The sequence below is a fragment of the Streptomyces avermitilis MA-4680 = NBRC 14893 genome, from assembly GCF_000009765.2.
Lineage (GTDB): Bacteria > Actinomycetota > Actinomycetes > Streptomycetales > Streptomycetaceae > Streptomyces > Streptomyces avermitilis.
Genome location: NC_003155.5, coordinates 5374720 through 5389931 on the forward strand (window position 1 = coordinate 5374720; position 15212 = coordinate 5389931).

Below are 15212 nucleotides of genomic sequence, written 5' to 3' on the forward strand. Positions count from 1 at the left end.
CAGCCCTAGGTCGCGTAGGTCTCGTAGGACTCGGCGGGCGGTTCGTGCAGTTCGAACCAGATGCTCTTGCCTTCGCCCCGCGGGTCCACGCCCCAGGTGTCCGCGAGCAGTTCCACGAGCATCAGCCCCCGCCCGGAGGAGGCCAGCTCGCCGGGCTGCCGTCGGTGCGGGAGGTCGTCGCTCGCGTCGGTGACCTCCACGCGTATCCGCCGTTCCTTCTTCTCGCCGGTCACCTCGGCCGTCAGGAGCGCTTCGGCGTCCGTGTGCACGAGCACGTTCGTGAGCATCTCGGAGACCAGCAGCACCGCCGAGTCGACCTGGTCCTCGGAGGCCCAGTCGTGCAGGAGCTCGCGCAGCTGCTGCCGGGCGCTCGCGACCCGCTCGGGCTCGGCCTGGGCGACGGTCAGCATGGTGCGGCGCACGCTCGGCAGCAGGGTGTCCGGCTGGCCGAGGCCGAGCCGGTCCCCCGCCCGGCACAGCAGCAGTACGGCGATGTCGTCCTCGCGCCGGTCCGTCAGCGGCCCGGTGGCGTGGTGCGAGGAGGGCCCGTGCACGGCCTGGACCAGCGCGTCGGCCAGCTCCTCCATGTCGCCGTCGTGCTCCTCGAGGATCCGCCGGATCCGCCGCCAGCCGGTCTCCAGGTCGTGCCCGCCGGTCTCGATCAGCCCGTCCGTGCAGATCAGCATCGTCTCGCCGGGCTCCAGGACGAGCCGCGTCGTCGGATAGTCCGCGTCCGGGTCGATGCCCAGCGGCAGCCCGCCCGCGGTGGAGCGGGTGAGCACCGTCCCGTCGGACATGCGGATCGCGGGGTCCGGGTGCCCGGCGCGGGCGATCTCGAGGGCGCCGGTCGCCGGGTCCACCTCGACGTACAGACAGGTCGCGAAGCGCATGTCGGCGCCCGCGTCGCCGTCATCGGCATACGTCATCCCGTACAGGAACCGCGAGGCGCGCGAGAGGACCGCGTCCGGGCGGTGGCCCTCGGAGGCGTACGCGCGCAGGGCTATGCGGAGCTGGCCCATGAGGCCCGCCGCGCGTACGTCGTGTCCCTGGACGTCGCCGATGACCAGCGCGAAGCGGCTGCCGCCGGGCAGCGGGATCATGTCGTACCAGTCGCCGCCGACCTGGAGTCCGCCGCCGGTCGGTACATAGCGCGCGGCGACCGCCATCCCGGGTATCTCCGGGCCCAGCGTCGGCAGCATCGACCGCTGGAGCCCGTCCGTAAGCTCCCGCTCCGACTCGGCGGCGCCCGCCCGCGACAGGGCCTGCGCGAGCATCCGGGCCACGGTGGTGAGGACGGAACGCTCGTCCGGTGTGAAGGTGACGGGGTAGGCGAACGCCGCCATCCACGCGCCCAGCGTGCGCCCCGCGACCGTGAGGGGCAGGAACGCCCACGACTGCCGGTCGAAGTGCTGGGCGAGCGGCCAGGACGCCGGGTAGCGGGCCTTGTAGTCGGCCTGGGAGGAGAGGTAGACGGCGCGTCCGGTGCGCACGACCTCCGCGGCCGGGTAGTCCGTGTCCAGCGGCATGTTCAGAAACGGGTTCTCGTCACCCGGCGCCTGCCCGTGGTGGCCTATGACGGTGAGCCGGTCGCCCTCCGCGCCGAAGACCGCGAGCCCGTCCGGTGAGAACCCCGGCATCGACAGGCCCGCCGCGACCCGCAGCACCTCCGCCGTGGACCGCGCCTCGGCCAGCGCCCGCCCCGCATCCAGCAGGAACGCCTCGCGCGAGCGCCGCCAGTCGCCGGTGACCGGGGTGCGCGCGGCGGTGCCCGGCGGGGGCTCGGTGACCTCCTGAAGGGTGCCGACCAGCTCGTACGCCCCGGTCGTGGGGTCGGTCGACGGCTTGGAGCGGCTGCGTACGGTACGGATCACCCGGCCGTGCTCGTCCATGATCCGCATCCGCACCTCGGCGAGGGTGCCCTCGGCGACGGCGAGCTGGACGACGCCGTCGACCTCGTTCCAGTCGACGGGGTGGAAACGGGCGCGGACGCCGGCCTGGGTGAGCGTCGTCGGCTCGGGGGGCAGACCGAGGAGCCGAGCGGCCTCGGCGTCCACGGTGACCAGTCCGGCGGCGTCGTCCCAACGCCACAGTCCGGTCGCGAGGGCGGTCAGCACGTCCCCCACGGCGGGCAGGGGCTCACCAGTGCGCATGGCCCCACTGTATGGAGAGGGGATCGGGAGCTGCCACCGAAGCGGACAGGCCCGCACGGCACAAATGGCGGGGAGGCGATCCTGCGTGGCCGGTACCCTGGGGTGAAGTTTCACGTGAAACAGCCCCCGATCCGCGAAGACTGGATGAACGACGATGCATCGGTACAGGTCCCACACCTGCGGCGAGCTCCGCGCCTCTGACGTCGGCAGCGACGTCCGGCTGAGCGGCTGGCTGCACAATCGCCGAGACCTGGGTGGCATCCTCTTCATCGATCTGCGCGACCACTACGGCATCACGCAGCTCGTCGCCCGCCCCGGCACCCCCGCCTACGAGGCCCTCGACAAGGTCTCCAAGGAGTCGACGGTCCGCGTCGACGGCAAGGTCGTCTCGCGCGGCACGGAGAACGTGAACCCGGACCTGCCGACCGGCGAGATCGAGGTCGAGGTGAGCGAGGTCGAGCTGCTCGGCGCGGCCGCCCCGCTCCCGTTCACGATCAACGCCGAGGACGGGGTCAACGAGGAGCGGCGCCTGGAGTACCGCTTCCTCGACCTGCGCCGCGAGCGTATGCACCGCAACATCCTGCTGCGTACGGCCGTGATCTCCGCGATCCGTCACAAGATGACGGCGCTGGGCTTCAACGAGATGGCGACCCCGATCCTCAGCGCCACCTCCCCCGAGGGCGCGCGCGACTTCGTGGTGCCCTCCCGGCTGCACCCGGGCAAGTTCTACGCCCTGCCGCAGGCCCCGCAGCAGTTCAAGCAGCTGCTGATGATCTCCGGCTTCGACCGCTACTTCCAGATCGCGCCCTGTTTCCGCGACGAGGACGCGCGCGCGGACCGGTCGCCGGGCGAGTTCTACCAGCTCGACGTGGAGATGTCCTTCGTCGAGCAGGAGGACGTCTTCCAGCCGATCGAGAAGCTGATGACGGAGCTGTTCGAGGAGTTCGGTGGTGGCCGTCACGTCACCTCTCCCTTCCCGCGCATCCCGTTCCGCGAGGCGATGCTGAAGTACGGCTCGGACAAGCCGGACCTGCGGGCCCAGCTGGAGCTCGTCGACATCACCGACATCTTCGAGGGCTCGGAGTTCAAGGCGTTCGCCGGCAAGCACGTACGCGCGCTGCCGGTGCCGGACGTGTCCGGTCAGACGCGGAAGTTCTTCGACGGTCTCGGTGACTACGCGGTCGAGCAGGGCGCGAAGGGCCTGGCCTGGGTGCGCGTCGGCGAGGACGGTTCGCTGACCGGCCCGATCGCCAAGTTCCTCACCGAGGAGAACGTCGCCGAGCTGACCAAGCGCCTCTCCCTGGCCCCCGGCCACGCCGTCTTCTTCGGCGCGGGCGAGTTCGACGAGGTCTCGAAGATCATGGGCGCGGTGCGGGTCGAGGCCGCGAAGCGCTCGGGCAACTTCGAGGAGAACGTCTTCCGGTTCTGCTGGATCGTCGACTTCCCGATGTACGAGAAGGACGAGGACACCGGGAAGATCGACTTCTCGCACAACCCGTTCTCGATGCCGCAGGGCGGTCTGGAGGCCCTGGAGACCCAGGACCCGCTGGACATCCTCGGCTGGCAGTACGACATCGTCTGCAACGGTGTCGAGCTGTCCTCCGGCGCGATCCGGAACCACGAGCCCGAGATCATGCTCAAGGCCTTCGAGATCGCGGGCTACGACCGGGACACCGTCGAGGAGCAGTTCGCGGGCATGCTCCGCGCGTTCCGCTTCGGCGCCCCGCCGCACGGCGGCATCGCCCCGGGCGTGGACCGCATCGTCATGCTGCTGGCCGACGAGCCGAACATCCGCGAGACGATCGCCTTCCCGCTCAACGGCAACGCCCAGGACCTGATGATGGGCGCGCCGACGGAGCTGGACGAGACCCGCCTGCGCGAGCTGCACCTTTCGGTACGGAAGCCGCAGCCGAAGTAGTCCTGAAGTCCGTCCTGTGAGGGTGGCTCGGAACCGACGCCGGTTTCGAGCCACTTTTGCGTGTACATGTGAAATCACAGGTCTTACTTACGTCGCTGACAGGTGACCTTCGTAGCCTCCCCCCTCATGACTGAGACCCCCGAAGGACAGGTAAACAAACGGGATCTGACGCGACGTAAGGTCGTCGTGACCGGTGGCGCGGCCATCGCGGCCGTGGGCGTGGGCGGCGGACTGGCCGTCAACGCCTTCGCGGACGAGGCGACCTCCGACGTCTCCTCTTCGTCGGGCTCCGAGACGTGTTACACCCTCACCTCGGAGACCACCGAGGGCCCTTACTACATCGACGCCGACAAGATCCGCCAGGACGTCACCGAGGACGAGGAGGGCATTCCGCTGACCCTCACCCTCAAGGTGATCGACGCGGACACCTGCAAGCCGCTGCGGAACGCGGCCGTGGACATCTGGCACTGCAGCGCGTTGGGCGTCTACTCGGGCTACGAGTCGAGCGGCAACGGCGGTGGCGGCGGTGGAAACCCGCCGCCGACGGGAGCCCCCACCGGCACCCCGACCGGCGAGCCCCCGACCGGCGGCCCGGGCGGCGGCGGTGGCGGTCACGCCGAGCCGACGGACGACGAGCGCTACCTCCGGGGCACCTGGAAGACGGACAAGCATGGCTATGTCACGTTCAGGACGGTCTTCCCGGGCTGGTACCAGGGCCGTTGCGTGCACATCCACGTGAAGGTGCACGTCGACGGCACCTGGACGGACGCGGGTTACGAGGGCGGGCACACCTGCCACACGGGCCAGCTGTTCTTCGACGAGAAGTCGGTGCTGGCGTCGGCGGAAGTGGCTCCGTACTCCACGAACGCGGCCACCCGCACGACCCTCGACGAGGACACCATCTACCCGGACAACGGGCACGCGGGCGGCTTGCTGTACCTCAAGTACAACAAGAGGCACATCGCGAAGGGCGTCCGCGCCCACCTGACGCTGGGCGTGGCCCCGGACGAGACGCACGACAGCACGGACACGCCGCCGAGCGCGTCGGCGTCCGCCGGCTGAGGTACTTGGGTGGTGAAGGGCCCGGAACTCCAGGAGGCCGGAGTTCCGGGCCCTTCGGGCTGCCGTACCGGGTCAGGCAGGGGCGGCCGGCTCCGCCGCGAACAGGTCGTCTGCCGTGCCGGCGGTGACGGCTCGGCCGAGCCGGTGGCCGAGGGTGTCGAGGTCGGTCAGGCCTGGTCCGGGACGTCCTTCGGATCCTCGGCGAACAGGTCTTCCGCGTCGCTGACCGTGACGGCCTGGTCGAGCCAGCGGTCCAGCGTGTCGGGGTCGGCGCAGTCGGAAACACGCTGACGGACTTCGTCCGGGACCGGGATGCCGCGCCTCTTCAGCACACGCAGGACGCCTTCGGCCTTGCCTTCAGCTTTGCCGTCGGCCTTGCCCCCCAGGTACGTCTCCTCGATGGAAGTTCCCCGGCCCGGGAAGTTGGTGATGACCGCCATCAGCTCTCTCCACTTCTTCCTGGCCGGAGCGTTCTCCAGGCCGACTTCCAGCACTGTGGCGGAACCTAGGGGGATCTTGGACCGGAGGTCCGGGCGACGGGATGGGATCACCCTTTCGGGTGGGGAAGGAACGTTCACGCCGCGGTGGTCAGTTCGCACCAGATGAACTTGCCTGTGCCACCCGGGACGTGGGACCTGCCCAGGTGGTACCAGCCCCAGCCGTTCGCACATCCCTGTACGAGAGCCAGGCCGCGGCCGGACTCTGCGAGTGCTGTTGCCGGAGTCGGAGCCGGGGTCGGTGGGGTGGGGTCCGCGTCCCATACGCCGATGCGCAGGACGCGGTTCGCCCAGCGGAGCCGTATGGCCGCCGGCCCCTTGGTGTGCTGGACGGCGTTGGCGACGAGCTCGGTGGCCACGAGTTCGGCGGACTCCGTGAGATGGGGCAGACCGTGGAGGGCGAGGATCAGGCGGAGGGTGCGGCGGCAGATCGTGACGGCGCGAGGATCGTTGGGGATGGAGAGGGTGTACTCCCACGGTGCGTCGGCCGGGGCGTCGGCCGGTTCGCCGTTTTCGGGCATGCGGACTCCTGGTCAGGGAGGGGAGTGAAGGAGAGCGGCGGTTGGCGGGCGGTGGCAGTGTCGCGCCCGTCATGGCATGACGGTGCGGTGCGCTTCCGGGTCCCCGGGTTCCGCAGCGTGTGCGTCGCGTCACCGACGGTAGGGCTAAATGTTTCGCCCCTGCAAGTCGTTCGCGTAATCTGACACCCGATCGGGGTGACCAACCCTGTGTGGGGACAGTGTTGTTCGGGAAGGGGAGGCGGAGTGCCCGCGAGGATTCAACCGACTGCTCGCCAAGTCCGCCTAGGTGCTGAGCTGCGCAAATTGCGGGATGCTGCGGGTCTGACCTCCCGGCAGGCGGCAGCGCTGCTGGGGACGAACCCGGCGCAGATGAGCCAGATCGAAGCGGGCAACGCCGGAGTCAGCGGGGAACGCGTACGCAAGCTCGGGGTGCAGTACGCCTCTGCCGACATGGAGTTGGTCGACGCCCTGGTGGAGATGGCGACGGACCGTACGCGCGGGTGGTGGGAGGAGTACCGGGACGTGCTGCCACCCGTCTTCCAGGATCTGGCGGAGCTGGAGCACCATGCCACCTTCATGCGGGTGGTCGGCACTGTGCATGTGCCTGGCCTGCTTCAGACCCAGGAGTACGCACGCGCGGTCTTCGCCTATGTCGTCCCGGAACTCCCTGTGGACGAACTGGATTTGCGTGTGAGGCACCGTATGCGCCGCAAGCTGGTTCTCTCGGAGAGGACCGTCCCCTACGAGGCGGTGATACACGAGTCCGTACTACGTACGCGAGTCGCCGACCGCCGAGTGGCCGTCGCTCAACTCGATGAGCTGCTCAGCCAGTCGGAGCGCCCCAACGTCAGCTTGCGGGTGATCCCCTTCGGTGTCGACGGCTTCGCCGGGGCGGGCGCGATGATGCTCTACGCGGGCGGTCGGGTGCCGGCGCTGGACACCGTGCAGCGCGACGCCCCGTATGGCTCCGTGTTTCTGGACGCCTCCGCGCAACTGCTGGCCATGCGAACTCTCTTCCGTAGGGTGGAGTCGGCAGCCCTGCCGCCCGCCAAGTCGCGGGACTACATTCACCGATTGACGAAGGAACTGTGAGACGTGATTCAGTGGCAGAAGTCTTCGTTCTCCGGTGGCGGGGACGGCAACGAGTGTGTGGAACTCGCCCTGAGTAATGACACGGTGTTGCTGCGCGAGAGCGATGCCCCTGCTCGGCAGATAGCTGTCACCCGCGACAGCCTGGCCGCCCTGCTCCGTCGGATACAGGCGGAGCGGCCTTGATCGGTGAGGAGTTCGCCGGGGCTCTCTCCGTGGTGCTCCGGGATCTTCGGGCGCAGTGCTCCGTGCAGCCGGAGGTGCGTGAGGACGAGGAGTATCCCGGCGTCATCCTCTACGCCCCCGACGGCTCCGGACAGGGCGTGTACGGGGAGCCGGACGGCAGGCCCGCGGCCGCGCTGCTCGTCGCCGTCGCCGACCAGGTGCAGGACTGGGCCGTGGAGGCGCTGTGGGGCCAGGGCGAGCCGGCCGTGTGGCCGCACTGTCCGGCGCATCCGGGCGGTCACCCCCTCACGGCGACCGTCGTGGGCGGCGCGGCGGTGTGGGTCTGCCCGGCAAGCGGTAGGCCCGTGGGGCATATCGGCGGGCTGCCCCCCGCGGACGTCGCGGACGTCGCGGACCTCGCGCCTACGCCTCGTACTCGGTGAGGTCGATGGCGTGCACGGTCAGGGGGAAGCCGTGTTCGGGGTGCGTGATCTCGCGTTCCGCGGGCATGCCGAGCTTGCGCAGTACGTTCTCGGAGGCCTCGTCGCCCGGCCGGACGGCGGCGACGACGCGTTCGAGGCCACGGTCCTGGAGGGCGAACTCCAGCGTCGCCTGGGCGGCCTCGGAGGCGTACCCCTGACCCCAGAACTGCCGGCCGAGCCGCCAGCCGATCTGCACGTCGGGCAGCGCGTCGGGCAGGAACTCGGACCAGGACAGGCCGGTGAACCCGGCCAGCTCGCCGGAGGCCAGCAGTTCGACGGCGAAGAGGCCGAGACCTTCCTCGTCCCACTCCTCCTCCCACCGCTCGATGTCCTGGGCCGTGAGCTCCAGATCGCGCACCGAACCGTCCCCGACCCAGCGCATGACCTCCGGGTCCGCGTTGATCTCCGCCATGGGGGCGAGGTCGTCGTCGGTCCAGCGGCGGAGGAGGAGGCGAGGGGTGTGGATCTCGGTCATGACCCCATCTTGTCGAAGGCGGCGGCGCAGGGGTAATCGGGGGCGAGGCCGGTGTGACGTCGGCTGTGGGTCAGGTGTCGTAGCGGCCGTCCCACGGCTCGCCGAAGCCGAGGCGGTCCGGGTAGAGCTCCGCCCAGTGCTCCCCCTCGTCCTCCCCCGTCAGCAGGCCGAAGAGGACGCCGTCGACCGTGAGCCGGAAGGGGCGTATCGCGATGTCGGTGTAGGCGCGCCGGGGGAGGCTGCGCAGGAGTTTGGCCAGGTGGGCGCGGGCTCGGGCGAGGACCGGGTTCTCGCCGTTCTCACCGGCCGGGGTGCGCTGCTGCTCGGCCCAGGTGCCGGCACACCAGATCTCCGAGTCGCGGTAGCGGCCTTCGGCGTCGAAGGTGTGGAGCACCGTGTAGAGACGCTTGTGCTCCTCCCAGCCGTCGGCCGGCCGGAAGCCCTCGGGGAACGCGTACGTGACCGACGCCAGGAACTGGCCGTCCGCGTAGCGACCGATGCTGTCCGTGCGGTGCTTCGGCTGGTAGGCGATCGGGATGACGTGGGGTACTGCCATGGCGAAACCATACGGGCGGACGCGGGCATGTCAGCACGGGGGTCAGGTTCAGGCCAGTGGACGGTGAGGGACGGTGCGGGACAGTACAGAGGGAACCGGCATCATCCGACGCGGAAGGGCCCGGCACCCCACGGTGCCGGGCCCTTCCGCGGCTGCGCCGGGACTTACTCCGGTGCGCCGCCGAAGCGCTCCTTGTACGACTCCAGGTCCTCGTCAGTGATCTTGGCGAAGAGGACCGGGGGGACGGTGAACGGCGTGCCCGCCGGGACCGAGTCCAGGGACTTCGCCTCGTCCTGCGTCACCCACGTCGCCGTGTCCTCGCTCAGCGCGAACGCCGAGCGCATGGCCTTGGAGGAGGCGGGGATGAAGGGCTCCGAGACCACCGAGTAGAGGTGGATCAGGTTCATCGCCGTACGCAGGGTCAGCGCCGCGCCCTCGGGGTTGGTCTTGATCTCCAGCCAGGGAGCCTTCTCCTCCAGGTAGGAGTTGCCCGCCGACCACAGGGCGCGCAGGGCGGCGGCCGCCTTGCGGAACTGGAGCGTCTCCATGTGCGACTCGTACTCCGCGAGCAGGGCCGCGATCTCCTCGCCCAGCTTCGTCTCCGACTCGCCGGCCGGGGCACCCGCGGGGACCTCCTCGCCGAAGCGCTTCTTCGAGAAGGACAGGACGCGGTTCACGAAGTTGCCCAGCGTGTCCGCCAGGTCCTTGTTGACCGTCGCCGTGAAGTGCTCCCACGTGAACGACGAGTCGTCCGACTCCGGCGCGTTGGCGATCAGGAAGTAGCGCCAGTAGTCCGCGGGGAGGATCTCCAGCGCGTGGTCCGTGAAGACGCCGCGCTTCTGGGACGTGGAGAACTTTCCGCCGTAGTACGTCAGCCAGTTGAACGCCTTGACGTAGTCGACCTTCTTCCACGGCTCGCGCACGCCGAGTTCCGTGGCCGGGAACATGACGGTGTGGAAGGGGACGTTGTCCTTCGCCATGAACTCCGTGTAGCGGACCGGGTTCTCGCCGGAGTCGGCGTCGTACCACCACGACTTCCAGTCACGGTTCTCCGGGTCCAGGTCCGACCACTCCTTCGTCGCCCCGATGTACTCGATCGGTGCGTCGAACCAGACGTAGAAGACCTTGCCCTCGGCGGCCAGCTCCGGCCAGGTGTCGGCCGGGACCGGGACACCCCAGTCCAGGTCACGGGTGATCGCGCGGTCGTGCAGCCCCTCGTTCAGCCACTTGCGGGCGATGGAGGACGCCAGCTGCGGCCACTCCTCCTCGTGGCGGGCGACCCACTCCTCGACCTCGTGCTGGAGCTTCGACTGGAGGAGGAAGAGGTGCTTCGTCTCCCGGACCTCCAGGTCCGTCGAGCCGGAGATCGCCGAGCGGGGGTTGATGAGGTCGGTCGGGTCCAGGACGCGCGTGCAGTTCTCGCACTGGTCGCCGCGGGCCTTGTCGTAACCGCAGTGGGGGCAGGTGCCCTCCACGTAGCGGTCGGGCAGGAAGCGGCCGTCCGCCGGGGAGTACACCTGGCGGATCGCGCGCTCCTCGATGAAGCCGTTCTCGTTCAGGCGGCGGGCGAAGTGCTGGGTGATCTCGCGGTTCTGCTCGCTGGAGCTGCGGCCGAAGTAGTCGAAGGCCAGCTCGAAGCCGTCGTACACCGCCTTCTGCGCGTCGTGCGCCTGCGCGCAGAACTCGTCGACCGGGAGGCCCCGCTCCTTCGCCGCCAGCTCGGCCGGCGTGCCGTGCTCGTCCGTCGCGCAGATGTACAGGACGTCGTGGCCGCGCTGGCGGAGGTACCGGGAGTACACGTCCGCCGGGAGCATGGACCCCACCATGTTGCCCAGGTGCTTGATCCCGTTGATGTACGGAAGGGCGCTGGTGATGAGGTGTCGAGCCATCGCGGGCTGCTCCCAAGTCGCTACGCGGGGTGACGATCTCGTGGTTTTCGGGTCGTCTGGAACCTTGAAATCGTAGCCGACATGGGTACGCCGCCCGCTCCCCGTTTTACGGGGTGGGAAGCGGGCGGCGTTTCGGCCGCGTACGGCCGGGGGGTTGGGGGCGGGGCGTTGCGCGCTTACGCGCTTACGCGCTTACGCGCGGAGGGTTACGGGCGCCAGGCTGCCAGTACGCCCTCGTAGAGCTCGGCGTCCGTGAGTTCGCGCGGGGTCGGGCCCGCGTGGAAGAAGGCCGTGTTGCCGGTCTTCAGCTTGCGGAGGTAGTCGAAGGCCTTGTTGTCGTGCTCTCCGAAGGCGACGAAGGAGAAGAAGACGGTGGGGTGGTTCTTGGCCGCGTCCGTGAGGGCCTGGGTGGCCGGGGTCTTGGCGTCCGGGGCGCCGTCCGTCTGGAAGACGACCAGGGCGGGGGCCTTGGGGTCCGCCGACTTCTCGTGGTGGGCGAGCACGGCCTCGACGGCCGCGTGGTAGCTGGTACGGCCCATGCGGCCGAGGGCCGTGTGGAGCTCGTCGATCTTGTTCTCGTGCTCGGTGAGGGTGAGCTCGCCGGTGCCGTCCAGTTCCGTCGAGAAGAAGACGACGTGGACCGTGGCCTCGGGGTCGAGGTGGGCGGCGAGGGCGAGGGTCTGCTCGCCGAGGGCCTGGGCGGAGCCGTCCTTGTAGTACGGGCGCATGGAGGCGGAGCGGTCGAGGACGAGGTAGACCTTGGCCCGGGTGCCGGTGAGGTCGTTCTTCTCGAGGGTGGTGGCGGCGGCCTTGTAGGCGGTGAGCAGGCCGGGGGCGTCGGACTTCACGCGGGTGGCGGGGCCCTGTGGGGCCTGGTCGCCGTCGGCGGCTGACGGTTCCGGGGTGGGCTGCTCGGCCACCGGCTCCGGCTCTGGCTCCGCGGTCTTTTCGGCGACCGTCGGCTCGGGCTCGGGCTCGGGGGTGGTTTCGGCCACCGGTTCGGGCTCGGGGGTGGCTTCGACCGTCGGCTCGGGCTCGGGGGTCGCCTCAGCCACGGGCTCGGGCTGCGGTTCGGGGGTCACCTCGGCTACCGGCTCGGGGGCCGGCTCGACCGCCGGTTCGGGCTCGGAGGTCGCCTCTGCCGCAGGCTCGGGCTCGGGTGCCGCTTCGGCCACCGGCTCCGGTTCGACCGCCGGCTCCGGCTCGGGCTGCGGCTCGGGGGCCACCTCGGCTACCGGCTCGGGGGCCGCTTCGGCCACCGGTTCGGGGTCGGGCTCCGGCTCGACCGCCGGTTCGGGCTCAGGGGCCGTCTCGGCCACCGGCTCCGACTCCGGCTCGACGACCGGTTCGGGCTCCGCGGTCTTTTCGGCGACCGCCGGCTCCGGCTCGGGCTCGGGCTCAGGGGTGGTCTCGGCCACCGGCTCCGGCTCGGGTGCCACCTCGGCCTCCGGCTCGGGCTTCGGCTCGGGCTCGGGTGCCACCTCGGCCACCGGCTCAGGCTCGGGGGTGGTCTCGGCCACCGGCTCGGGCTCCGGCTCGGGCTCAGGGGTGGTCTCGGCCACCGGCTCCGGCTCGACCGTCGGCTCCGGTGCAACCTCCGGTGCCTCGGCCTCCGGTGCCTCGGCCTCTGTGACCTCCGGCTCCTCGGCCTCCTCGGCCTTCGTTTCCTTGGCCTCCGTGGCCTCCGTGGCCTTTTCGGTTGCCTCCGTAGCCCTCGGCTTCGGGACCGCCACGTTGTCGAACGCTGCCGACACCAGTTCGTCCACCACGGACGCCTGGGCCGGTACCTCCGCCGGGGCCTCGGTGGGCCGGTCCGGCTCCGCGGTAGCCTCCCGCTCGCCCGCCGGGGCCGGAACGGTCGGCTCCGACGTGGTCTCCCGCGAGGGCTCCCCGTCGGCGGCACGACCCTTGCGTGAGCGGCCGAACGCGTTCCTCAGGAGAGTAAGAATGCCCATGTGCGCAACCCTTCGCGTGAGTTGAAGCCCGTCAATCCCTGGCCAGGACGGACACGTAAGGTTAGCGGTCACAGCTGGTGATCTTGGGGTGGGTCCGACGGGCGAGAACCGGCCACGACGGGACCCACGTCGACCCGCACGGCAATCCCCTGCCGATCCGACGTCCATCCCGCGTCCACCCCGCGCCAACCCCCGTACGGATCCCGCGGGTTCACCCTCCGTTCAGCCGCACGCCCTCCTCCCGCACACGCGTCCCCATAGCGTCACGCCGAGATCAAGGGAACGTATGGGGAGAGTAAAGTGCGCAGACTGCTGCCGTTGATCGGAACGCCCGCCTCGCATCCCGGTGGCCGGTCCGCCCTGACCTGTCGCTTCCGGTGCGGTGACGCCTGCTTCCAAGAGGTGCCCAACACCAGCGCCAACCAATATGTCGGCGATGTCATCGCGGGCGCGCTCAGCCGGCGCTCGATGATGCGGGCCGCCGCCGTCGTCACGGTCGCCGCCGGCGCGGGTACCGCCGCGGTCGCCCGGGCCCCGCAGGCGCAGGCGCAGGCCGCGACCGGGACCCCGTACGCGGCGCAGCCCACCGCGCAGCCCACCGCGCAGTCCACCTCGTCCCGGCGCGGCGCGCGCGGGCTTCGGTTCACGCCCGTCGCCCCCAACACCACCGACGCCGTCGTGACCCCCGACGGCTACCGGCAGAACGTCGTCATCCGCTGGGGCGAGCCCATCCTGCGCGGTGCCCCGGCCTTCGACCCGGAGAACCAGACCGCCGAGGCCCAGGCCGGCCAGTTCGGGTACAACAACGACTTCCTCGCCCTCCTGCCCCTGCCCGGCGAGCGGGGGCGGCAGCTGCTCGTCGCCAACCACGAGTACACCGACGAGATCCTGATGTTCCGCGGGTACGACGCCGCCAGCCCGACCCGCCGGCAGGTCGAGGTCGCCTGGGCCGCCCACGGTCTGTCCGCCGTCGTGGTGGAGGAGGACCGCGGGACGGGGAGGCTCACCGCCGTCACCCGGCACCACCTCAACCGGCGCGTCACCGCCACCACCGAGTTCCGGCTCACCGGGCCCGCCGCCGGCTCCGCCCTCCTCAGGACGTCCGCCGACCCGACCGGCCGCAAGGTCCTCGGCACCCTCAACAACTGCTCCGGCGGTACGACCCCCTGGGGCACGACCCTCCACGGCGAGGAGAACTTCAACCAGTACTTCGCGAACGGCTCCCGCCCCACCGACACGCGGTACGGCATCGGCACCGGCGCCACCGAGCGCAAGTGGGAGCGGTTCGACCGGCGGTTCGACATCGCCCAGGAGCCCAACGAGGTGCACCGTTTCGGATACGTCGTCGAGTTCGACCCGTACGACCCCGCCTCCACGCCCCGCAAGCACACCGCGCTCGGCCGCTTCAAGCACGAGGCCGCGACCGTGCGGCTCACGGACGACGGGCGCCCGGTCGTCTACACCGGCGACGACGAGCGTTTCGACTACTTCTACAAGTTCGTCGGCAGCAAGCGGATGCGCCACGGCACCTCCCGCTCCGCGCGTGAGCACAACCTCTCGCTCCTCGACGAGGGCACGCTGTACGTCGCCAAGCTGACCGGTGACTCCCCGGCCACCGACATCGACGGCAGCGGGAAGCTGCCGGGCGACGGGGAGTTCGACGGCGGCGGCAGCTGGATCCCGCTCGCCACCGCCACCGCCGGCGGGGCCGTGTCCCACGTCGAGGGGATGACGGCCGAGGAGGTCTTCGTCTTCACCCGGCTCGCCGGCGACAAGGTGGGCGCCACCAAGATGGACCGCCCGGAGGACATCCAGCCCTCGCCGCACACCGGCAAGGTGTACGTCGCGCTGACCAACAACTCCAACCGCGGCAAGACCGGCTACGCGCCCGCCGACGAGGCCAACCCGCGCAACGCCAACAAGCACGGGCACATCCTGGAACTCACGGAACGCCACAGCCGGCCCGAAAGCCTCACCTTCGGCTGGTCGCTCTTCCTCGTCGCGGGCGACCCGGCCGACTCGTCCACCTACTTCGCGGGCTTCCCCAAGGACCGGGTCAGCCCGATCTCCTGCCCGGACAACGTGGCCTTCGACCCGCACGGCAACCTGTGGATCTCCACCGACGGCAACCAGCTCGGTTCCCACGACGGACTGTTCGGCGTCGCGACCAGGGGGGACCGGCGCGGTGAGCTGAAGCAGTTCCTGACCGTGCCGACCGGCGCCGAGACCTGTGGGCCGATCGTCCAGGACCGGCGCGTGCTGGTCGCCGTCCAGCACCCGGGCGAGGTCGACGGCGCGTCCGTCGAGAAGCCCGCGAGCACCTGGCCCGACGGCCCCGGGAAGATCGTCCGCCCGGCCGTGGTCGCGGTGTGGCGCGCGGACGGCTGCGACATCGGGATCTAGTGGACGGCCGCGGCATCGGGGTCTACGGGGTCTAGCGGACGGCCGCGACA

The 15212-nt window shown here is 70.4% G+C and carries 13 protein-coding genes; 6 read left to right on the forward strand and 7 right to left on the reverse strand.

Features of this window, described 5'->3' with window-relative positions:
• Nucleotides 1-5 precede the first annotated feature (5 nt).
• Entirely contained in the window at nucleotides 6-2150 is a 2145-nt protein-coding gene (locus SAVERM_RS22710; protein ID WP_010985819.1) for a SpoIIE family protein phosphatase, read from the reverse strand.
• 154 nt (nucleotides 2151-2304) lie between these two features.
• Here SAVERM_RS22710 and aspS point away from each other — a divergent pair, with 154 nt between their 5' ends.
• Both aspS and SAVERM_RS22720 read left to right on the forward strand, forming a co-directional pair.
• A complete protein-coding gene (aspS, locus tag SAVERM_RS22715) occupies nucleotides 2305-4068 on the forward strand; it encodes an aspartate--tRNA ligase (protein WP_010985820.1) in 1764 nt (587 codons plus the stop codon).
• A 126-nt stretch (nucleotides 4069-4194) separates the two neighbouring features.
• Entirely contained in the window at nucleotides 4195-5130 is a 936-nt protein-coding gene (locus SAVERM_RS22720; protein WP_042493429.1) for an intradiol ring-cleavage dioxygenase, read from the forward strand.
• Between the two features lie 167 nt (nucleotides 5131-5297).
• On the opposite strand, the gene SAVERM_RS22725 is transcribed toward SAVERM_RS22720, so the two are convergent.
• Together SAVERM_RS22725 and SAVERM_RS22730 are read right to left on the reverse strand one after the other, a co-directional pair.
• Nucleotides 5298-5624: a hypothetical protein gene (locus SAVERM_RS22725; protein WP_062804697.1), complete on the reverse strand. Its 327-nt coding sequence runs from the start codon at nucleotides 5622-5624 to the stop codon at nucleotides 5298-5300.
• A gap of 80 nt (nucleotides 5625-5704) precedes the next feature.
• The gene (locus SAVERM_RS22730; protein WP_010985823.1) at nucleotides 5705-6148 is read right to left on the reverse strand and encodes an ATP-binding protein; all 444 of its coding nucleotides are present in this window, start codon (nucleotides 6146-6148) and stop codon (nucleotides 5705-5707) included.
• A gap of 243 nt (nucleotides 6149-6391) precedes the next feature.
• On the opposite strand from SAVERM_RS22730, the gene SAVERM_RS22735 reads away from it, so the two are divergent.
• Genes SAVERM_RS22735 through SAVERM_RS22745 form a run of 3 tightly spaced genes read left to right on the forward strand, consistent with a single transcriptional unit; the run spans nucleotide 6392 to nucleotide 7845 of the window.
• The gene (locus tag SAVERM_RS22735) at nucleotides 6392-7240 is read left to right on the forward strand and encodes a helix-turn-helix domain-containing protein (protein ID WP_010985824.1); all 849 of its coding nucleotides are present in this window, start codon (nucleotides 6392-6394) and stop codon (nucleotides 7238-7240) included.
• Nucleotides 7241-7243: 3 nt separating this feature from the next.
• Nucleotides 7244-7423, forward strand: a complete 180-nt coding sequence (locus tag SAVERM_RS22740; protein WP_037647769.1) for a DUF397 domain-containing protein — start codon at nucleotides 7244-7246, stop codon at nucleotides 7421-7423.
• A complete protein-coding gene (locus tag SAVERM_RS22745) occupies nucleotides 7420-7845 on the forward strand; it encodes a hypothetical protein (RefSeq protein WP_010985825.1) in 426 nt (141 codons plus the stop codon). The genes SAVERM_RS22740 and SAVERM_RS22745 overlap by 4 nt, the downstream gene beginning before the upstream one ends.
• Here SAVERM_RS22745 and SAVERM_RS22750 read toward each other — a convergent pair.
• From SAVERM_RS22750 to SAVERM_RS22765, 4 genes are all read right to left on the reverse strand, one after another.
• The gene (locus SAVERM_RS22750; protein ID WP_010985826.1) at nucleotides 7826-8359 is read right to left on the reverse strand and encodes a GNAT family N-acetyltransferase; all 534 of its coding nucleotides are present in this window, start codon (nucleotides 8357-8359) and stop codon (nucleotides 7826-7828) included. The genes SAVERM_RS22745 and SAVERM_RS22750 overlap by 20 nt on opposite strands.
• 70 nt (nucleotides 8360-8429) lie before the next feature.
• On the reverse strand, nucleotides 8430-8915 hold the full coding sequence (locus SAVERM_RS22755) for a hypothetical protein (protein WP_010985827.1): 486 nt from the start codon (nucleotides 8913-8915) through the stop codon (nucleotides 8430-8432).
• 164 nt (nucleotides 8916-9079) lie between these two features.
• Nucleotides 9080-10804 (reverse strand): methionine--tRNA ligase, encoded by a 1725-nt coding sequence (metG, locus tag SAVERM_RS22760; protein ID WP_010985828.1) that lies wholly within the window; start codon nucleotides 10802-10804, stop codon nucleotides 9080-9082.
• 206 nt (nucleotides 10805-11010) lie between these two features.
• Complete coding sequence (locus tag SAVERM_RS22765; protein WP_010985829.1) at nucleotides 11011-12759, reverse strand: VWA domain-containing protein; 1749 nt, start codon at nucleotides 12757-12759, stop codon at nucleotides 11011-11013.
• Between the two features lie 300 nt (nucleotides 12760-13059).
• Here SAVERM_RS22765 and SAVERM_RS22770 point away from each other — a divergent pair, with 300 nt between their 5' ends.
• Nucleotides 13060-15162 carry a PhoX family protein gene (locus SAVERM_RS22770; protein WP_010985830.1) on the forward strand — a complete coding sequence of 701 codons (2103 nt, stop codon included), beginning with the start codon at nucleotides 13060-13062 and terminating at the stop codon, nucleotides 15160-15162.
• The last annotated feature ends 50 nt before the right edge of the window (nucleotides 15163-15212 follow it).